A 16,206-nucleotide genomic window follows, 5' to 3' on the forward strand; every position below is an offset into this window, starting at 1 on the left:
ACATATGAGAAAATGGGCCGCCTTATTTGTATCAATAGCCATATTGGGAACCAGTTGTCAGTTTGCCGGTAAACAAATAAAAGGAAATGAACAGGTAACTACTGAAAACCGGCAGGTGAGTGGTTTTACCGGCGTATCGTCACATGGTTCATTTGATGTTTATGTGGCTGTTGGCAGCCCCGCTTCGGTAAAAATTGAAGCCGAGAGCAATCTGTTACCTTATATTGAAACTTACATCGATGATAATAATCTGCAGATAGATACGAAGGACGACGTATGGTTACGCCCCAAACGGTCGATAAAAATATATGTGACCGCTCCGCAGTTCAAAGAAATACATTCCTACGGCTCAGGCGATATAATTGGTCAAACCCCCATTAAAGATTCTTCCAAACTGGACCTGAAAGTATCTGGCAATGGCCATGTTAACCTGGATGTGGATGCCCCGGAAGTGTTTGCTGACTTAACCGGCAATGGCGGTATTGAATTAAAAGGCCAGTCAAAGAATTTTGAATGTAAGCTAACCGGCAACGGAAATTTAAAGGCCTATGAACTGCTGGCGGAAGACACCAAAGTAAAAATACTGGGTAATGGCGATGCGGAAGTGTATGCCAGTGTAAAACTGGATGTAACAGTTACCGGAAATGGCAATCTGCATTATAAAGGAAACGCCCAGCCTTCCACTCATATAACCGGGAATGGCAGTATAACCCAGGTGAAATAATTAAATAACCTACCACCAACCCCTTTTTTATGAAAAAGACAGCTGTTGTTTTATTTGTTGCGCTTATAGCATTTACCTCCTGCTTCTGGCATGGCCACCGGGTAAAAGGGAATGGTCATATGACAACCGAGACCAAACAGTTTGGCGATATTAAAGGAGTGGAGCTGCATTCTTCTTTTGATGTGATCCTGATACAGGGCAGCCCTTCGGGGATAAAAATAGAAGCCGAGGAAAATATCATTTCGCACATTGAGATGCATGTTGAAAATGATGTGTTGAATATTGAAACAGAAGACAACATCTGGCTGCAACCCCGCAAACATGTACGGATCTATGTTACTTCTCCTGAATTCAACACCATCAAATCACATGGTTCGGGAAATATTAAAGCCGAAACAAAGATCACCAGCAGCAATAAATTGAAGCTGGGCGCGTCGGGCAGCGGTGATATTAATATTGAAGTAGATGCGCCAGAAATAGCAGCCAGTGTTTCGGGCAGCGGCGGTATTGAGCTAAAGGGCGAAACGAAGAAGATCTATGGTGATGTAAGCGGCTCTGGCAATATAAAAGCCCTGAATTTAATGGCAGAAGAATCTGATCTGAATGTTTCAGGCAGTGGCAATGTACAGGTATACTCCAGTGTAAAGCTGCATGCCAACGTTTCGGGCAGTGGTGATGTGAAATATAAAGGGGAAGCTAAAACAAGTACGAATATTTCGGGTAGTGGGAGCGTGAAGAAAGTTGATTAATATATTAGAAATATAATTAACGAGTTAACAGGTTCGCTTGTTAGCTCGTTTTTTTTACCGGGGATATTATGAAAACAATATTCATTCTACTATTACATGATCCCAAGCCTGGCGTTGTCTATATCTACAGATCCACGAACTTCACCCGGATCCAGATATCCCTGTTCCGCCCTTTATCATCTGTACAACTGATCTTCACCGGCCCTTCTTCCGGGATAAAGAACTGTCGGTTGTGCGCTTCATCTGCTTTATAAAACTGGTTATTGATATACCAGTATACCTTGTGCACATCGTTCCCTACATTACACGATAGCTGTAAGGGTTCCGGGTGCTTTTTGCTGATGAAATATTCCGATCCATTGCGTGGGGAAGTGATGGCCGGCCCCCCTTCCTTGAATACCCGTTCACAATCTGTATTATGTGGCGGCATTTTTTCATACACAATATGTCTTTCTTCATAAAAGCGTTGCATATCGGGCGTAACCGTGCGGTACCATTTCTTTTTATAACCACTGGCCGGCTGACAGGATTTACAATAGGAGATCTTTTCATCAACCGAGATGGCTACCTCCTGCAGGTTATTACAAAGCTGGGTCGATGAAACCAATGGAATGAAATAATCAGTTACTGTGTTGTCGCAATGTTCGCCAGGTGGTAACCCGGTTTCTGAACACACCATTCGAATGTCGCAATCCTTAGGCTGGGTAAACCATTCCTGGTCGCTGTCGTAGTCAATAGTGTTGAAGATCTTAAACAGCAGCGGCGTGGCTATGTTGGCGCCGCTTAATTCGGGAATACCCAATGCTGAGAAGTTGCCCGTCCAGATGCCTACTGTATATTTTTTATTGTAACCAATACTCCAGGCATCGCGGCGTCCGTAGGAGGTACCGGTTTTCCAGGCAATCTTGGGCATGTGTTCAGTACTTTGCCAGTTGAGTGGAAAATCAGGTCGATTTACTTTTGACAAAATTTCATTGATCATGAAGGTAGCTGCGGGAGTTAATATTTTTTCTCCCTGTCCGGGTTGTTGAAAAGCTACCTGGGTATATTTAGGTGCCACGTACCGGCCATCGTTGGCGAAGATGGTGTACATCCCGGTCAACTCTTCCAGGTTGGCGCCGCAACCACCCAATATCATGGAAAGTCCCAGCTTACGCTGGTCTTTTTTGATCTGTTGAAAGTTACAGGTGGCCAGCTTGTCAATAAAAGCATCCTTGCCCAGCCATTGCAATCCTTTTACTGCGGGGATATTCAGCGAATGTTCCAACGCATATTCCATGGTTACATACCCGTTGAATTGTTTGTCATAATTCTCGGGTGCATAGCCGTTATAATTTACGGCCACATCGGTAATGATGGCCTTGGGTGTCATTAACCCTTCATCGATGCAGAGACCATATAACAGCGGTTTCAATGTGCTGCCAGGCTGGCGGATGGCTTTGGCGCCGTTCACCTGTCCGGCGTCGATGGTATCGGTAAAGCTGGCTGAGCCTACATAAGTGATCACATTGTGCGTTTGGTTATCGATAATGATCACCGCTGCGTTGCGAATGTTTTTCAGGGTGAGAATGCGGGAATAATCTGCCACCAGTTTTTCTGTCTTTAACTGGGTGTTCAGTTCAATATTGGTCTTAATAATATCGCCCCCCTGTTGTTTCAGTTTCCAGGAAAGATGGGGGATCAGCTGTGGAATACTGCCACGGGTAGCATTGAGCGGTTCACTTAAGGCATCGGCAATTTCTTTTTGAGTGAAAACCTTGTCGTTGGCAAATTGTTGCAACCAGCGGTTGCGCTCCTGCACAATGCGATCGTTGTTCTTTCCCATTACCAGTGATGACGGGCGGTTGGGGATAATAGAAAGGGCGGTGATCTCGGCCAGGGACAGGTGATCGGGGTTCTTTTTAAAATAAAGAATAGAAGCCGATTTCACTCCTTCAATGTTGCTGCCATAAGGTACCAGGTTCAGGTACAGCTGCAGGATCTCGTTCTTGCTATACCTTTGCTCCAGCTGTAAGGCACGGAACATTTCGATGAATTTATTAAAATAGGTCCTGCTTTTGGGTTCCAGTGCACGGGCCACCTGCATGGTAATGGTAGAGGCGCCGGAAGTACGCTTCCAGCGAAAAATGTTTTTGGTGAATGCACGGCCAATAGCCAGTAAATTAATGCCGGGGTGACGGTAAAAATACTTGTCTTCCTTCTCTATAATAGTTTTGCGTAACAGCGGCGAAATTTCTTCCAGCTCTGTCTTCATCCGCCATTTCTCATCTCTGGTGAGAAAGGCATGTAGTACTTCCCCTTTGCTATCGGTAATAATAGTAGAATATTCAATATTGTCGGGCAGGGGGAATACCCAGTTAAGTGAGAAGAATAATATGATGGCAATAAAAATGGTCAAAAATACCCGTTTACCCCATTTGTAGGTTATTCGGGCATAACGATGGCGGGGTTGCCAGGTTATTATACGATTAATAAATTGCTGTATGGTTTTTCTGTCTGGGGTTTTCATGTGTGTTAGTTCACCTGTTCACTGCTCGCGCAGTGTCAAAAGCACTTTAATAACAAATTAACATGTGAGGCGAATAAATTGATTGTAACTTTCGGCTACAATTTCAACTCTATGGCTTCGTCAAGCTTTCCTCCATAGTTTCCTTGCTAATTTCCGGTTTTCTTTCAATCAACAAAAGGATCATTCCAATATTTAATTCCTTTTTGTATTTTAACGCCCTCAACCCGCCTTAGATTGTTGATCGGGGATGGTTTGGGTCTAACCACGCTAATACTTTTAACCCTATATGCGTAAGCAATTGATCGCCTTGATTACAATAGGCGTGTTTGTGCTATCACTGATAGCCGCCTGTAATCGTAGCGCAGTTTCCCTTAGCTATACCAATGCCAAAGGTGAAGTACAATCACTCGGTAACCTGGTATTCCGCTTTGATAAATCCCTTGTTCCTGATTCGTTGTTGAACAACTGGGATTCTACTGAGTATATTTCTTTTGAACCAAAAATTGCGGGCCGTTTTCGTTGGGAGCATCCGGATGAGCTGGTGTTCTCCCCCGCACAACCATTGTCGCCTGCTACCAGTTATACAGCGAAGCTGTCAGGTGATTTGCTCGATCATAGCAAATATGGCAAGATCGACAAAGATGATGAGATCAGTTTCTTTACGCCTTACTTACAATTGGACAACAGCAACGTAACCTGGATGATGCCTGATCAACGTCCTACCAATGCGTACCCACAGGTTGATCTGTATTTTAACTATGCGATCAGTCCGGCTACTATTAAAGATAAAATGAAGTTGGAAATAGATGGCAAACCGTTGAAGTACCGCATTATTACAGAAGGGACCGACAGCCGCATTTCTCTCCGCGTGGAGGGGTTAAAGTTGGAAGATAAAGACCTGGATGCAAAGGTAACCTTCGATAAAGGCCTGGTGCCCGATGGCGGGGTGAATGGTACCAAAGAAGCGATCGAGAACAAAGTATTCATTCCTTCACCTTTAAACCTTACCATAAATGACGTGCATGCCGAACACGATGGGTTAACCGGAAAGGTGTACGTGCGTACCAGTCAGCAGGTAGTAATGGAAAACCTGGCATCGCTAATCAAATTTAATCCGGCGGTTAAGTTTTCAGTTGAACAAACGGAAGACGGATTCTCCGTAAGCAGTGAGAATTTTGATGCTGATAAAAGTTATGTACTCACCATTAATAAAGGTGTGCGGGGCCGTATTGGAGGGGTGTTGCATGAACAATACGATAATAATGTTGCATTTGGTGAAATGGAGCCTTCATTGCGTTTTGGAAACAGCAAAGCAGTATACCTGAGCGCTCTGGGTAACCAGAATATTGAGGTGCGTATTACCAATGTGCCCAAAGTAAAAGTGATCATTTCAAAGATCTACGAAAGCAATCTGCTGGCAGCCCAACGCTATGGGTATAGTCCAAAAGATTCAAGAGACGGAAGCAGTGGCGACGAAGAGTACTATGACGGCGATTATTACGACAACAACAGCGATCTGTCGTTAGGTGATGTGATCTATGAACAGGAGATCGATACGCGCTCTTTACCTAAATATGGCAGCAGCCGCTTGTTCACGTTCAATGTGGAAGACCGCCTGCCCGATTTCAAAGGCATCTATCACATTAAGCTGCGCTCGGCCACCGATTATTGGGTAAGCGATAGCCGCTTTATTTCAAAATCAGATATTGGATTAATTGCCCGCGAAGGAAAAGATAAGCTGTTTGTATTTGCCAACTCCATTAAAACGGCCCAGCCGATAAACGGAATGAACGTGGTGGTATATGGCAACAACAACCAGGTGCTGGGGACGGGCGCAACCAATGCAGAGGGAGTGGCTGAAGTGGCGTTCTCGCGTAAGGAGTTTGCCGGCTTTAAACCAGCCATGATCATTGCCAAAACGGCCACTGATTTCAACTACCTGCCCTTCAGCAGCACCCGGGTAAACACTTCGAAGTTCGATGTAGGTGGCAAACACGGCAACAGCACCGGATTGGACGCCTTTATATATGCAGAACGCGATATTTACCGGCCGGGTGAGAAAGTGAATTTCTCTGTTATCCTGCGCGATCGCCAATGGAAATCGCCGGGTGAACTGCCGGTAAAAATGAAGTTCCTGCTGCCAAATGGGAAGGAGCTAAAGAACTTCCGCAAAACGTTGAATGCACAGGGCGCTACGGATGGCGATGTAGATATTTCTGAAGCGGCTATCACCGGTAGCTATACGCTGGAAGTGTACACATCGAACGACGTACTGCTGGGCAGCAAGAATTTCAGCATAGAGGAGTTTGTGCCCGATCGTATTAAGGTAAGTGCCAAACTGGACAAACCATACCTGGAACCAGGTGCGAGCACCAAACTGGCTATTAATGCCGTTAACTTTTTTGGACCGCCTGCTGCCAATCGTAATTATGAAGCAGAGATCCAGGTAAGCTCCATAAATTTCAATCCCAAACAATACGGGAAGTTTGATTTTGGTATAGTGAACCAGGGACTGTCGTTTGACAAAGTGGTGAAGGAAGGCAGCACTGATGAAAACGGCAATGCCAGCGAATCGTATGAAGCGCCTGCCTTGTTTGCCAACAAAGGATTGTTGAAGGCAACGTTCTATGCGACCGTATTTGATGAAACAGGCCGGCCGGTAAGCCGTAGCGCCACTGCCAATATTTATACCCAAAAGACTTTCTTTGGTATTGGCAGCGATGGGTATTGGTACTATCCGCTTAACCAGATCGTGAAGTTCCCCATTATTGCCCTTGATAAAGATGAGCATGTGTTGAATGGCGCCCGCGCCCAGGTAAAAGTGATCAAACATGAATATCGTACTGTGCTTTCAAAAAGCGGCGATTATTTCAGGTATGAATCACAAGAGGACAATAAAATAGTAGCTGATCAGAACATTACTATCAGTGGTGAAAATGCCACTTTTCCATTTGTACCGCGTTCACCCGGCGAATATGAACTTCAGGTGGCTATTCCTGGGTCGAACAGTTATATAAAGAAAAGCTTTTACAGCTATGGTTTCTGGGGTGGAGAAAACTCTTCATTTGAAGTAAATACAGAAGGTAATATCGACATCGAGGCCGATAAATCTTCTTACGAAGCAGGGGAGAATGCCAAACTGTTGTTTAAAACGCCATTCAGCGGCCGGATGCTGGTAACGCTGGAAACTGATAAAGTGGTTTCGTATCAATATGTAAATGTTGAAGACAGAACGGCGTCGGTTGATCTGAAAATGACAGCAGAGCATTTGCCAAACGTATATGTGACTGCCACGCTTATTAAGCCTCATGAGGTAAGTGAAATTCCTTTAACCGTAGCACATGGTTACAAGAGTTTGAAAGTGGAAGAGAAGAGCCGTAAAATAAATGTAGAGATCGTAGCGCAGAAATCAGTGCGTTCACGCACACACCAGAAGGTGACCGTAAAAGCGGCGCCTAACAGCTTTGTTACTTTGGCAGCTGTTGATAATGGCGTGTTACAGATCACAGACTTCAAAACACCGGACCCTTACAATCACTTCTATGCCGCGAAAGCATTAGAGGTAAATGGATATGATCTGTATCCACTGTTATTCCCCGAATTAAAAGCTACATTAAGCAGTACGGGTGGTGACGGTGAATTGGAAATGAGCAAACGTACCAATCCGATGCCGGCCAAAAGGTTCAAGATCGTTTCTTACTGGAGCGGTTCTACCAAAACCGGCGGTGATGGGGAAGCTGAGTTTGAATTTGATATTCCGCAGTTCAGTGGTGAAGTACGCCTGATGGCTGTGGCCTATAAAGACGAAAGTTTTGGTAATGGCGAAACCGCCATGACCGTAGCCGATCCATTGGTGTTGAGTACTGCCTTGCCACGGTTCCTGAGCCCTGGCGATACGGTAACTGTTCCGGTTACTGTAACCAATACAACCAAAGGTTCAGCCTCCGTAACTGCTATTATGAATGTAAGCGGTCCGCTGAATGTACTGGGAGATAAACAGCAATCTGTTTCACTCAATAGCAACAGCGAAGGCCAGGCCATTTTCCAGCTGGTGGCATCGCCAGCCGTGAGCACTGGAAAAGTAAAAGTGGAAGTACAGGGATTGGGTGAAAAATTCACCGATGAGACTGAGATCAGCATTCGTCCTGCTTCACCATTACAGGTAGTAACTGGTAGTGGTTCATTCACCGGCGGTAATGGGCAACACCTCAATATTCCGCTGAATGATTTCCTTCCCAATAGTACCGATTACCAACTGGTAGTAAGCCGCAGCCCGGCGTTGGAGTTGGGTAAGCAATTACGCTACCTGGTTTCCTATCCATATGGCTGTACCGAGCAAACCGTGTCAACTGCTTTCCCGCAATTGTATATCGGTGACCTCGCTGATCAGTTACACACCAATGCAGGAGGTAAGTCAGTTGCCAACTGGAATGTGCAGGAAGCCATCCGCAAGATCAAATTACGCCAGTTGTACAGTGGCGCCATTACCTTGTGGGATGGGGAAGGCTCCGAAAACTGGTGGGCTACCATTTATGCGGCTCACTTCTTACTGGAAGCACAGAAAGCCGGTTTTGAAGTAGACAAGAATGTGTTCAATGGCATTCTCAACTACATGAACAACCGCCTGAAGAATAAAGAGACCATTTTATATTACTACAATAGAGATCAGAAAAGGAAGATAGCACCCAAGGAAGTTGCTTATAGTTTATATGTATTGGCGCTGGCTGGTAAACCCAATGTGAGTGCCATGAACTATTACAAGGCCAATGCTATGTTGTTGAGCCTTGACTGTAAATACCTGTTAAGTGTGGCCTATGCAATTGCTGGTGATAAAGCGAAGTTCAAGGAATTGTTGCCTTCTTCGTTTGCCGGTGAAGTATCAGTAGCACAAACCGGTGGCAGCTATTATTCCGATATTCGCGATGAATCAATTGCGCTGAATGCCCTGGTGGATGCGGACCCTGCCAATACGCAGATACCGGTGATGGCAAAACATGTGGCCGATCTGTTAAAACAACGTTACTGGTTCAGTACGCAGGAATGTGCGTTCAGCTTCCTGGCCCTGGGTAAAATGGCCCGTGCAGCAGGAAAAGCCACTATAAGTGCCGATGTAAAAGTAAATGGCAAAACTGTGGGCACTGTATCTACCAGTCCGCTGAAGTTAACCGCCAAACAACTGGGTGGTACCAATATAGATATTGCATCGAAAGGGGAAGGCCGCCTTTATTATTACTGGCAAAGTGAAGGCATTAGTGTAAGTGGTGCGTATAAAGAAGAAGATAACTATATCAAGGTGCGCCGTCGTTTCTTTGATCGTTATGGCCGTGCTGTGGAGGGTAATACGTTCAATCAAAACGACCTGGTAGTTGTTCAGATCACGTTGGAGAAAACATACAATGGTGATGTTGATAATATCGCCATCAGCGACATTCTGCCGGCCGGGTTTGAAATTGAAAACCCACGTACCAAGGAAATCCCGGGTATGGAGTGGATCAAGGATGCAGCCACGCCTACTGCCCTGGATGTGCGGGACGATCGCATTAATTTGTTTGATGATCTGAGATCGGGCCGCCAGGTATACTACTATGCCGTACGTGCTGTGTCGCCTGGAAATTATCGCATGGGACCTGTAAGTGCCGAAGCCATGTATAATGGAGAGTACCATTCTTACAATGGTGGCGGGGTGATAAGAGTAAATAAGAAGTAGTAAAAAAAGTCCTGAGCGGAGTCGAAGGACAAGTTAACAAGGGCGGGTTTCCTGAATGGAAGCCCGCCTTTGTTTTTTAAGAGAACTTTTCCCGATATTTGTTGATACCCATACCACAAAATGTCAGCACCGCTATTACAAATAAATAACCTGCAGGTTGATTTTGTCACAGAGATCGGGACTACCACCGCCGTTAAGGATATTTCTATTACGGTGAACCGCGGTGAAATTGTTGCTATTGTGGGCGAATCTGGTTCTGGCAAATCGGTCACCTCATTATCTGTTTTACAATTATTGCCGAAGCCCCCGGCCAGGTATACGCGTGGCGAAATTCTGTTTTCTGCGGGTGCCGCAGAGCCGGTAGATCTGTTAATGCAAACGCCCGAACAAATGCGTTCCATTCGGGGAAACCAGATCGCGATGATCTTTCAGGAACCCATGACTTCGCTGAATCCCGTATTTACCTGTGGGCATCAGGTGCAGGAAGCACTGCGACTTCATGTAAAGATCAGCAGAAAGGAAGCCCGGCAAAAAACGATCGAGCTGTTCAAACGGGTAAAACTGCCCAATCCGGAGCAATTGTTCCGTCGTTACCCACATCAGTTAAGCGGTGGTCAAAAACAACGCGTAATGATCGCAATGGCCATGAGCTGTGAACCCTCCTTGCTCATCTGTGATGAACCAACGACCGCATTGGATGTAACCGTGCAAAAGACCATTCTGCAATTGATAAAGGAGTTGCAGCAAACCCAGCAGATGGGTGTTATTTTTATTACGCACGATCTGGGGGTAGTAGCCGAAGTGGCCGACCGTGCAGTAGTGATGTACCGCGGCGAAATTGTTGAAAGTGGCCCGGTAGCCAGTATATTCAATGACCCACAACATCCCTATACAAAAGGACTGCTGGCCTGCAGACCGGTATTGCATCCAAAAGGCGAACGTCTTCCCATTGTCAGCGATTTTCTGGAAAATAACCGCCCGTTTGAGGTAACCCGTTATACGCAGGCTGCTGTACAGCCCGTTGAATTAAAAGAAACCGATAATACGGTAAAACAGCCTTTTATACAGGTGTCGCGATTGAATGTTTGGTTCCCTTCCAAAACAAACCTGTTTGGTAAACCGGTTGACTATGTAAAGGCTATCGATAACATCCGATTTGAGATCTATAAGGGAGAAACGCTTGGTCTGGTAGGGGAGTCGGGCTGTGGTAAAACCACGCTTGGCAGAACCTTGCTGGGACTTATTCAACCTACTTCCGGTTCAGTCCGTTATGATGGGACCGATCTGGCGAAGGTGGATGCCTCCACCATGAAGGAGATGCGAAAAGATATTCAGATCATCTTTCAGGACCCGTATTCTTCCCTCAATCCACGATTGACCATTGGGGCTGCCATTGCAGAGCCATTGAAAGTGCACAATATAATTACCAGCAGTGCACAACGAAAAGACAGGGTAGTAGAGCTGCTGGAAAAAGTAAACCTGAAAGCGGAGCATTTTCACCGGTACCCACACGAGTTTTCCGGTGGCCAGCGGCAACGTATTGTGATTGCCCGGGCGCTGGCGTTGAATCCATCTTTTATTGTTTGTGATGAGTCGGTATCGGCACTGGATGTAAGCGTACAGGCGCAGGTGTTAAACCTGTTGAACGACCTGAAAGCAGAAATGGGTTTTACCATTGTTTTTATTTCGCACGACCTGTCGGTAGTACGCTATATCAGTGATCGTATTATGGTTATGAATAAAGGCAGGATCGAAGAGATTGGAGAGGCAGAGCAGGTTTATTATAATCCTCAAAAGGAGTATACACGTCAATTGATTGATTCTATTCCAAAAGGACTTTAGGTTTGTTGTTTGAAGTATTTAGTTTGTGGTGTTACAAACAACTATCTCTTAACATCTTAAAATACGGCACCCCCTTCTCTCTGGCAAATTGAATATTACGCTCCGGTATTTCATCAGCATTGCCATAGAATTGAATGGCTTTGTGTACCTGTTCTTCCCGTAACAAATGCAGCATAGGATAAATTGACCGGTTGGTGTAGTTGGCGGCATCGTCGGGGGCGCTTCCTTCAAACTGGTAGAATGGGTGGAATGTTGCCAGTTGGTAAACGCCTTCGTAACCCTTCTGCCGCATCAGTTGTTCGGCAAATGAAACAAATTGCAGGTAAGTGTCAAACTCCTTAAAATAGTCAGGGAAGATCAGCAGGGTGGTGGCAATATTTTTGTTCGCATCCAACCGCTTACATTCTTTTAGCAGGGCGTTGCGGGCATCAGAGCGGGTAGTTCCATGCTCCACCTGGTAATGGATGGTGTTGTTTTTAAATTCCCGGTTTGCGAAAGGGCAAAAGTTCAGGCCTATGACTACAGTTTTTATCCAGTTTCTTGTTTGCTCAATGATTTGTTGATCACTTACCATTGTACAAAGGTAGGTTGATAAGTTGACAAGTTGACGAGTTGACCAGTTGATCAGGAAAACACCAACGCCTCGCTACGCGAGGCGTTGGTGACTTGTCAGCGTGTTAACTTGTCAACGTGTTAACCTGTCAACTAATCTCTATACCGTTGGCTCTTCACCATTTCCGATAAGTAGTTTCGATAAAGGCTATACGACCGGGCATCGTAAAATACCGAGGCGCTGCCACGGCGGGCGTACAGCATTTCCTTCAGCATTTTCTGCAACTGTTCTTTTACCGGTTTATCATTGTCCAGTTTGCGGCCTTCTTCAACCGAAGTAAAGTCGTCGTTCTCTGTGTCGATGGCATCCGGTTTCTCGGGTTGCATGCCTACGGTGGCCACATTCCAGGTAATATCGTCGCGCATGCGTTTATATTTGAAGAAATACACGTAGCCTTTTTTATTTTCATAGGCTACTGGCAGTTTATCAAGGTAGATGAGCGTATCCAGCTTTTCGTAGTTGTCGAGCGGTTTTGCTACCAGGCTTTTGGCAATTTCCAATTGGGTTTTATATTGTTTAGGGAATTTGTCCAACAGGTTCAGCGTTTCCAGGTCAGTGTATAACTCACTTCGGTAAAGGTCTTCTTTTGCATATTGCAGGAACAGGGAATCTGGCACTTTGTATTTGTTTCGCAATAACAGGATGAATGTATTATACCGCAAGCGTCTGTCCTGCGTGGTTTGCAACTGTTCAAAAAAACTTTGTACGCCGATGTTCTTATTATAAAATGGTAATAATAAGATCGCATACTGGTCAAGCTCTGCATTGCCGGCATCCGAAATGTTTTCATTGTCATCATCGTCGCTGGCATAGGTAGATATGGTGGGCGACTCTTTTCGAATGGCTATTTCCATTTTAGCCTTGTTCTCTTTGGCGAGTTGTTTCTTTAGTAATTGTTTTGCTTCCAGGTAGAGCTTTGGAAAACTGGTTTCATAATCTACGGGTTTTAAATAGCCGCTGTCTACCATTGTTTGCAACAGGTTCATTACATCTTCCTCATAGTCGTCGATATTCATTAATTGTAGCAAGTCAGGGAACAAGTTTTTTGTAAGCGATAAGGTATCGAACAAGGGCGCCCAGCGGCCATAATAATTGCTCCTTTTGTTGTTTCGGGGCACCCCGGTAAAATCTGCATACACGGAATTCAGCCGGGGCTGACGGCCATATGAGTAATCCTCATCCATAATGGGCGGTTCCTGTAATACCAGATCCCTGAATGCAACGAACGATGTTTTGGTGCGCTGGTTCAGCAATGCGTTCAGAATGGCTGACTGCCAGTCGGCCGTGTCCTTTACTTTCCAATACAGTTTTTGCAGGTAGGGGGTGATGCTGGAATCCTTGAGCTTGCCCAGGCTTTCGATAAAATATCTTTTCAGCACGAGGTAGTCTTTCATTTTCCAGTTCAACGAGTCAATAGCCATTTTTAGCAATGGCACATCCAGTGAATCGAAGTCAACCTGGTAGATTGATTTGCGGGCTCTTTTAACGGCCAGGGAATCTTTGCTGAACAGGTCTTTCATAAACCTGTTGTTCTTTCTGGTGAACAACGATTCGCCTTTGAGGGAATCTATTGGTTTAAAGCTGGTGAAGAAATTGGCTAGTAAAGGGCTTTGTTTACTCAGTGTATCGGTCAATGTTGAAATGCTAAAGAAATGGCCGTTGTTATAAAACAGCCTGGCAATGATCAGCCGGCTGCTGTTGGTATCGGTTAACTGAATATCGCGGCATTGCATGCCATTAGGCAGCCGGTATACCTTATTTTGTTTTGTGATGAACGTGCTGTCGTTGAACCAGGAAGATACCGAGGCATTTTTCCATATGGTAGTACTGTCTTTTCTATAGGCGTATGGCGGCACCTTAAAGTGCATGACCAGTATTTTTTCCCCAATGGTATCGTTGCCTATAAGACGGGTGGCAAAAGAAGGCATGTTGTAATCGTCAAGGTCATCATCTGTGGCGCCGTTCGTTAATTGCAACAGTTCTTCCATTCCGGCCGATTCACTTTTCTTGTTGGGGTCATTGTACACCGGGGAGGTAACAGTTATGTACAGGGTAGTGTCGGTACGGGGGGTAGGCGCCGGATAGATATATGGAGTTATGGTAAATGATTGCAGAAAGCGTTGGGTATTGGGGTTGTCGTTTTTATAACTGGCAATAACGGCATAGTACACGGGGCCCTGGATCACGTATTTGACACTGCTGTAGCTGCCGTCTTTGTGTTTGAATTTGCTTTCCAGCGCCGGGTATCCGTTCACTGTTGTAAAATGATGACTGAGTTGTTTATCAATAAAATCTGAATAGCCATAGCTTTCATCCATCAGGTTCAGCTCAAAACTGTCTTCTTCAATAAATGAATAGTTATGCAGGTTGGCTTTCATGATCAGGTAGCTGTTGCCGGTAGTGGCATCGTATGCCGCGTATTCCAGTCTGTCGGTGCCAAAACTATTGTCTTTTAACAACGCAGGGGTGTGAGGCGTTAATACACTGAAGCCGCCGGTAGCCGGTTGCCAGGTTTGCCAGCCCGGAGCCAGGTATTCTTTCAGATGAATGGACCCAAAGAACTCCTGTGCTTCATTACCGCTGGTGATGTATTCCCCATTGCCGCTCATTTTAAACAGAATGACCTCGAAAGGTGTAACGAAGATCTGGTAATGCTGGTTATCGCCACGGCGGGTCCTGTTGACAACATCGAGCCCTTTGTAGCCGTTTTTAGTGATGGGCGTTTTCTTCAATATTTTGCCGGGAATGTTTTCATACAGCAGACTATCGATCTTTTTGAGCACCACGTCACTGCTGTGCCCCCAGGAAAGGCTGTTGGTCTTTATACGGGTTACCATATAATAGGCGCCATTCACCATGTCGGCATATTGCACCACGTCAAGGCCGTTCCAGTCGGTAAACCGATAGAATTTTTTGCCGGGGATGGAAACGGTGTAGAATCCATCGTCGCAGGTTTGGGTGTTGAAGGGCGAATTGATCCTGATCTTGTCGACGGTCTCTTTTTGCAGGCTGTTGCGATCGTCCATTCGAACCGGACGCATGATATACCCTTTTTGTCGCAATAGCTCAATAACGCCGCGTTTACCGGGTAAATGGGCCGCGCCCACGCCAACAAACAGCGACATTTTTTGTATGATGGAGTCAATGGAGTTAGCTTGTATTTCATTGCGTCTGTAAAGGAATTTCTCCTGGAAAGCATCGGAGAAAACGGTGAGGCTTTCCAGCGAGTCGAGGAGGTCGAGGTCGCCTTTGCGATAGGCATCCTCTACTTTTTTGGGATTGGTCATCATGCCTTCATAGTCATAACTCCTTCTTTTTTTATTCTGGTCGCGCAGCATGGCTTTGTAGGCTTCCATTACCAGTTTTTCGCTTTCCTGGAAATTCTCCACCCCGCTTACCCGTTTGCCCAGTTTTTTACCGGTTTGAAAAATGTACATGTCCAGGAAGGTATCTTCTTCAAAATCTTCCGCCTGACGGCCGTAGGTGCGGTATAACATGCCATTGATCATGGAAGGTTCAACAGCCAGGGCAGCTTTTATGGCTTCTTCATACCGGTCAATAGCGAAGGTGGTAATGCGCATGTGGTCGGTTGGCCATTCCCAGCGGTTGGCGGCGTACAGGTTAACCAGGCTGGAACCGCGGCGGTTGTTACGGAAAAACACAGATTGGCTGTAATCATCCTGCCAGCTTTCAGGATTGGTTTCAAGCGCCACAACATCGGCGCTTTTTATGGCCGTGTAAAAAGAATCGCCGAGGTGAAAAGCCAGCTTATCGCTTACATGCATGGTACCAAACAGGTACGATGGCCTTTTAAGACCATTACCACTGATCTCCCACAACAGACTGGGGTACTTTTTGGGGGCGGGTTTGGGCACAACCAGTGTGGGGTGGGGCGGCAAGGGGGCAGCTTTGGGTTTATGGGCTGGCTGTTGCGCCAGGGTTGGCAAAAAAATAACCAACAACAGGACAGGCAACAAAGAGATAGGTTTTCTCATACTCGTTCAAATAATTAAATGACCGGTGACTGTTTGAAAATCCCAATACTTATCAGGCAGATCTCCT

At 45.7% G+C, this 16,206-nt stretch carries 7 protein-coding genes; 4 read left to right on the forward strand and 3 right to left on the reverse strand.

Going from position 1 to position 16,206, the window contains the following annotated elements:
- Positions 1 to 4 precede the first annotated feature (4 nt).
- A complete protein-coding gene (locus tag J7I42_RS14510; protein ID WP_209139544.1) occupies positions 5 to 724 on the forward strand; it encodes a head GIN domain-containing protein in 720 nt (239 codons plus the stop codon).
- A 29-nt stretch (positions 725 to 753) separates the two neighbouring features.
- On the forward strand, positions 754 to 1,473 hold the full coding sequence (locus J7I42_RS14515) for a head GIN domain-containing protein (protein WP_209139545.1): 720 nt from the start codon (positions 754 to 756) through the stop codon (positions 1,471 to 1,473).
- A 124-nt stretch (positions 1,474 to 1,597) separates the two neighbouring features.
- On the opposite strand, the gene pbpC is transcribed toward J7I42_RS14515, so the two are convergent.
- Positions 1,598 to 3,982, reverse strand: coding sequence for a penicillin-binding protein 1C (pbpC, locus tag J7I42_RS14520; protein WP_209139546.1), 2,385 nt, complete (start codon positions 3,980 to 3,982; stop codon positions 1,598 to 1,600).
- 286 nt (positions 3,983 to 4,268) lie between these two features.
- On the opposite strand from pbpC, the gene J7I42_RS14525 reads away from it, so the two are divergent.
- Together J7I42_RS14525 and J7I42_RS14530 are read left to right on the forward strand one after the other, a co-directional pair.
- A complete protein-coding gene (locus tag J7I42_RS14525; protein WP_209139547.1) occupies positions 4,269 to 9,689 on the forward strand; it encodes an alpha-2-macroglobulin family protein in 5,421 nt (1,806 codons plus the stop codon).
- 120 nt (positions 9,690 to 9,809) lie between these two features.
- Positions 9,810 to 11,531: an ABC transporter ATP-binding protein gene (locus J7I42_RS14530; protein WP_209139548.1), complete on the forward strand. Its 1,722-nt coding sequence runs from the start codon at positions 9,810 to 9,812 to the stop codon at positions 11,529 to 11,531.
- A gap of 31 nt (positions 11,532 to 11,562) precedes the next feature.
- On the opposite strand, the gene J7I42_RS14535 is transcribed toward J7I42_RS14530, so the two are convergent.
- Both J7I42_RS14535 and J7I42_RS14540 read right to left on the reverse strand, forming a co-directional pair.
- Positions 11,563 to 12,105, reverse strand: coding sequence for a DUF1415 domain-containing protein (locus J7I42_RS14535; RefSeq protein WP_209139549.1), 543 nt, complete (start codon positions 12,103 to 12,105; stop codon positions 11,563 to 11,565).
- A 131-nt stretch (positions 12,106 to 12,236) separates the two neighbouring features.
- Complete coding sequence (locus J7I42_RS14540; protein WP_209139550.1) at positions 12,237 to 16,139, reverse strand: TraB/GumN family protein; 3,903 nt, start codon at positions 16,137 to 16,139, stop codon at positions 12,237 to 12,239.
- Positions 16,140 to 16,206 lie beyond the last annotated feature (67 nt).

Source organism: Niastella soli (assembly GCF_017742245.1).
Taxonomy (GTDB): Bacteria; Bacteroidota; Bacteroidia; order Chitinophagales; family Chitinophagaceae; genus Niastella; species Niastella soli.

Bases quoted from the DNA above. Each gene is read 5' to 3' on its own strand.
- J7I42_RS14510 (WP_209139544.1), top strand. From the start codon at position 5: ATGAGAAAATGGGCCGCCTTATTTGTATCAATAGCCATATTGGGAACC.
- pbpC (WP_209139546.1), bottom strand. From the start codon at position 3,982: ATGAAAACCCCAGACAGAAAAACCATACAGCAATTTATTAATCGTATA.
- J7I42_RS14515 (WP_209139545.1), top strand. From the start codon at position 754: ATGAAAAAGACAGCTGTTGTTTTATTTGTTGCGCTTATAGCATTTACC.
- J7I42_RS14540 (WP_209139550.1), bottom strand. From the start codon at position 16,139: ATGAGAAAACCTATCTCTTTGTTGCCTGTCCTGTTGTTGGTTATTTTT.
- J7I42_RS14535 (WP_209139549.1), bottom strand. From the start codon at position 12,105: ATGGTAAGTGATCAACAAATCATTGAGCAAACAAGAAACTGGATAAAA.
- J7I42_RS14525 (WP_209139547.1), top strand. From the start codon at position 4,269: ATGCGTAAGCAATTGATCGCCTTGATTACAATAGGCGTGTTTGTGCTA.
- J7I42_RS14530 (WP_209139548.1), top strand. From the start codon at position 9,810: ATGTCAGCACCGCTATTACAAATAAATAACCTGCAGGTTGATTTTGTC.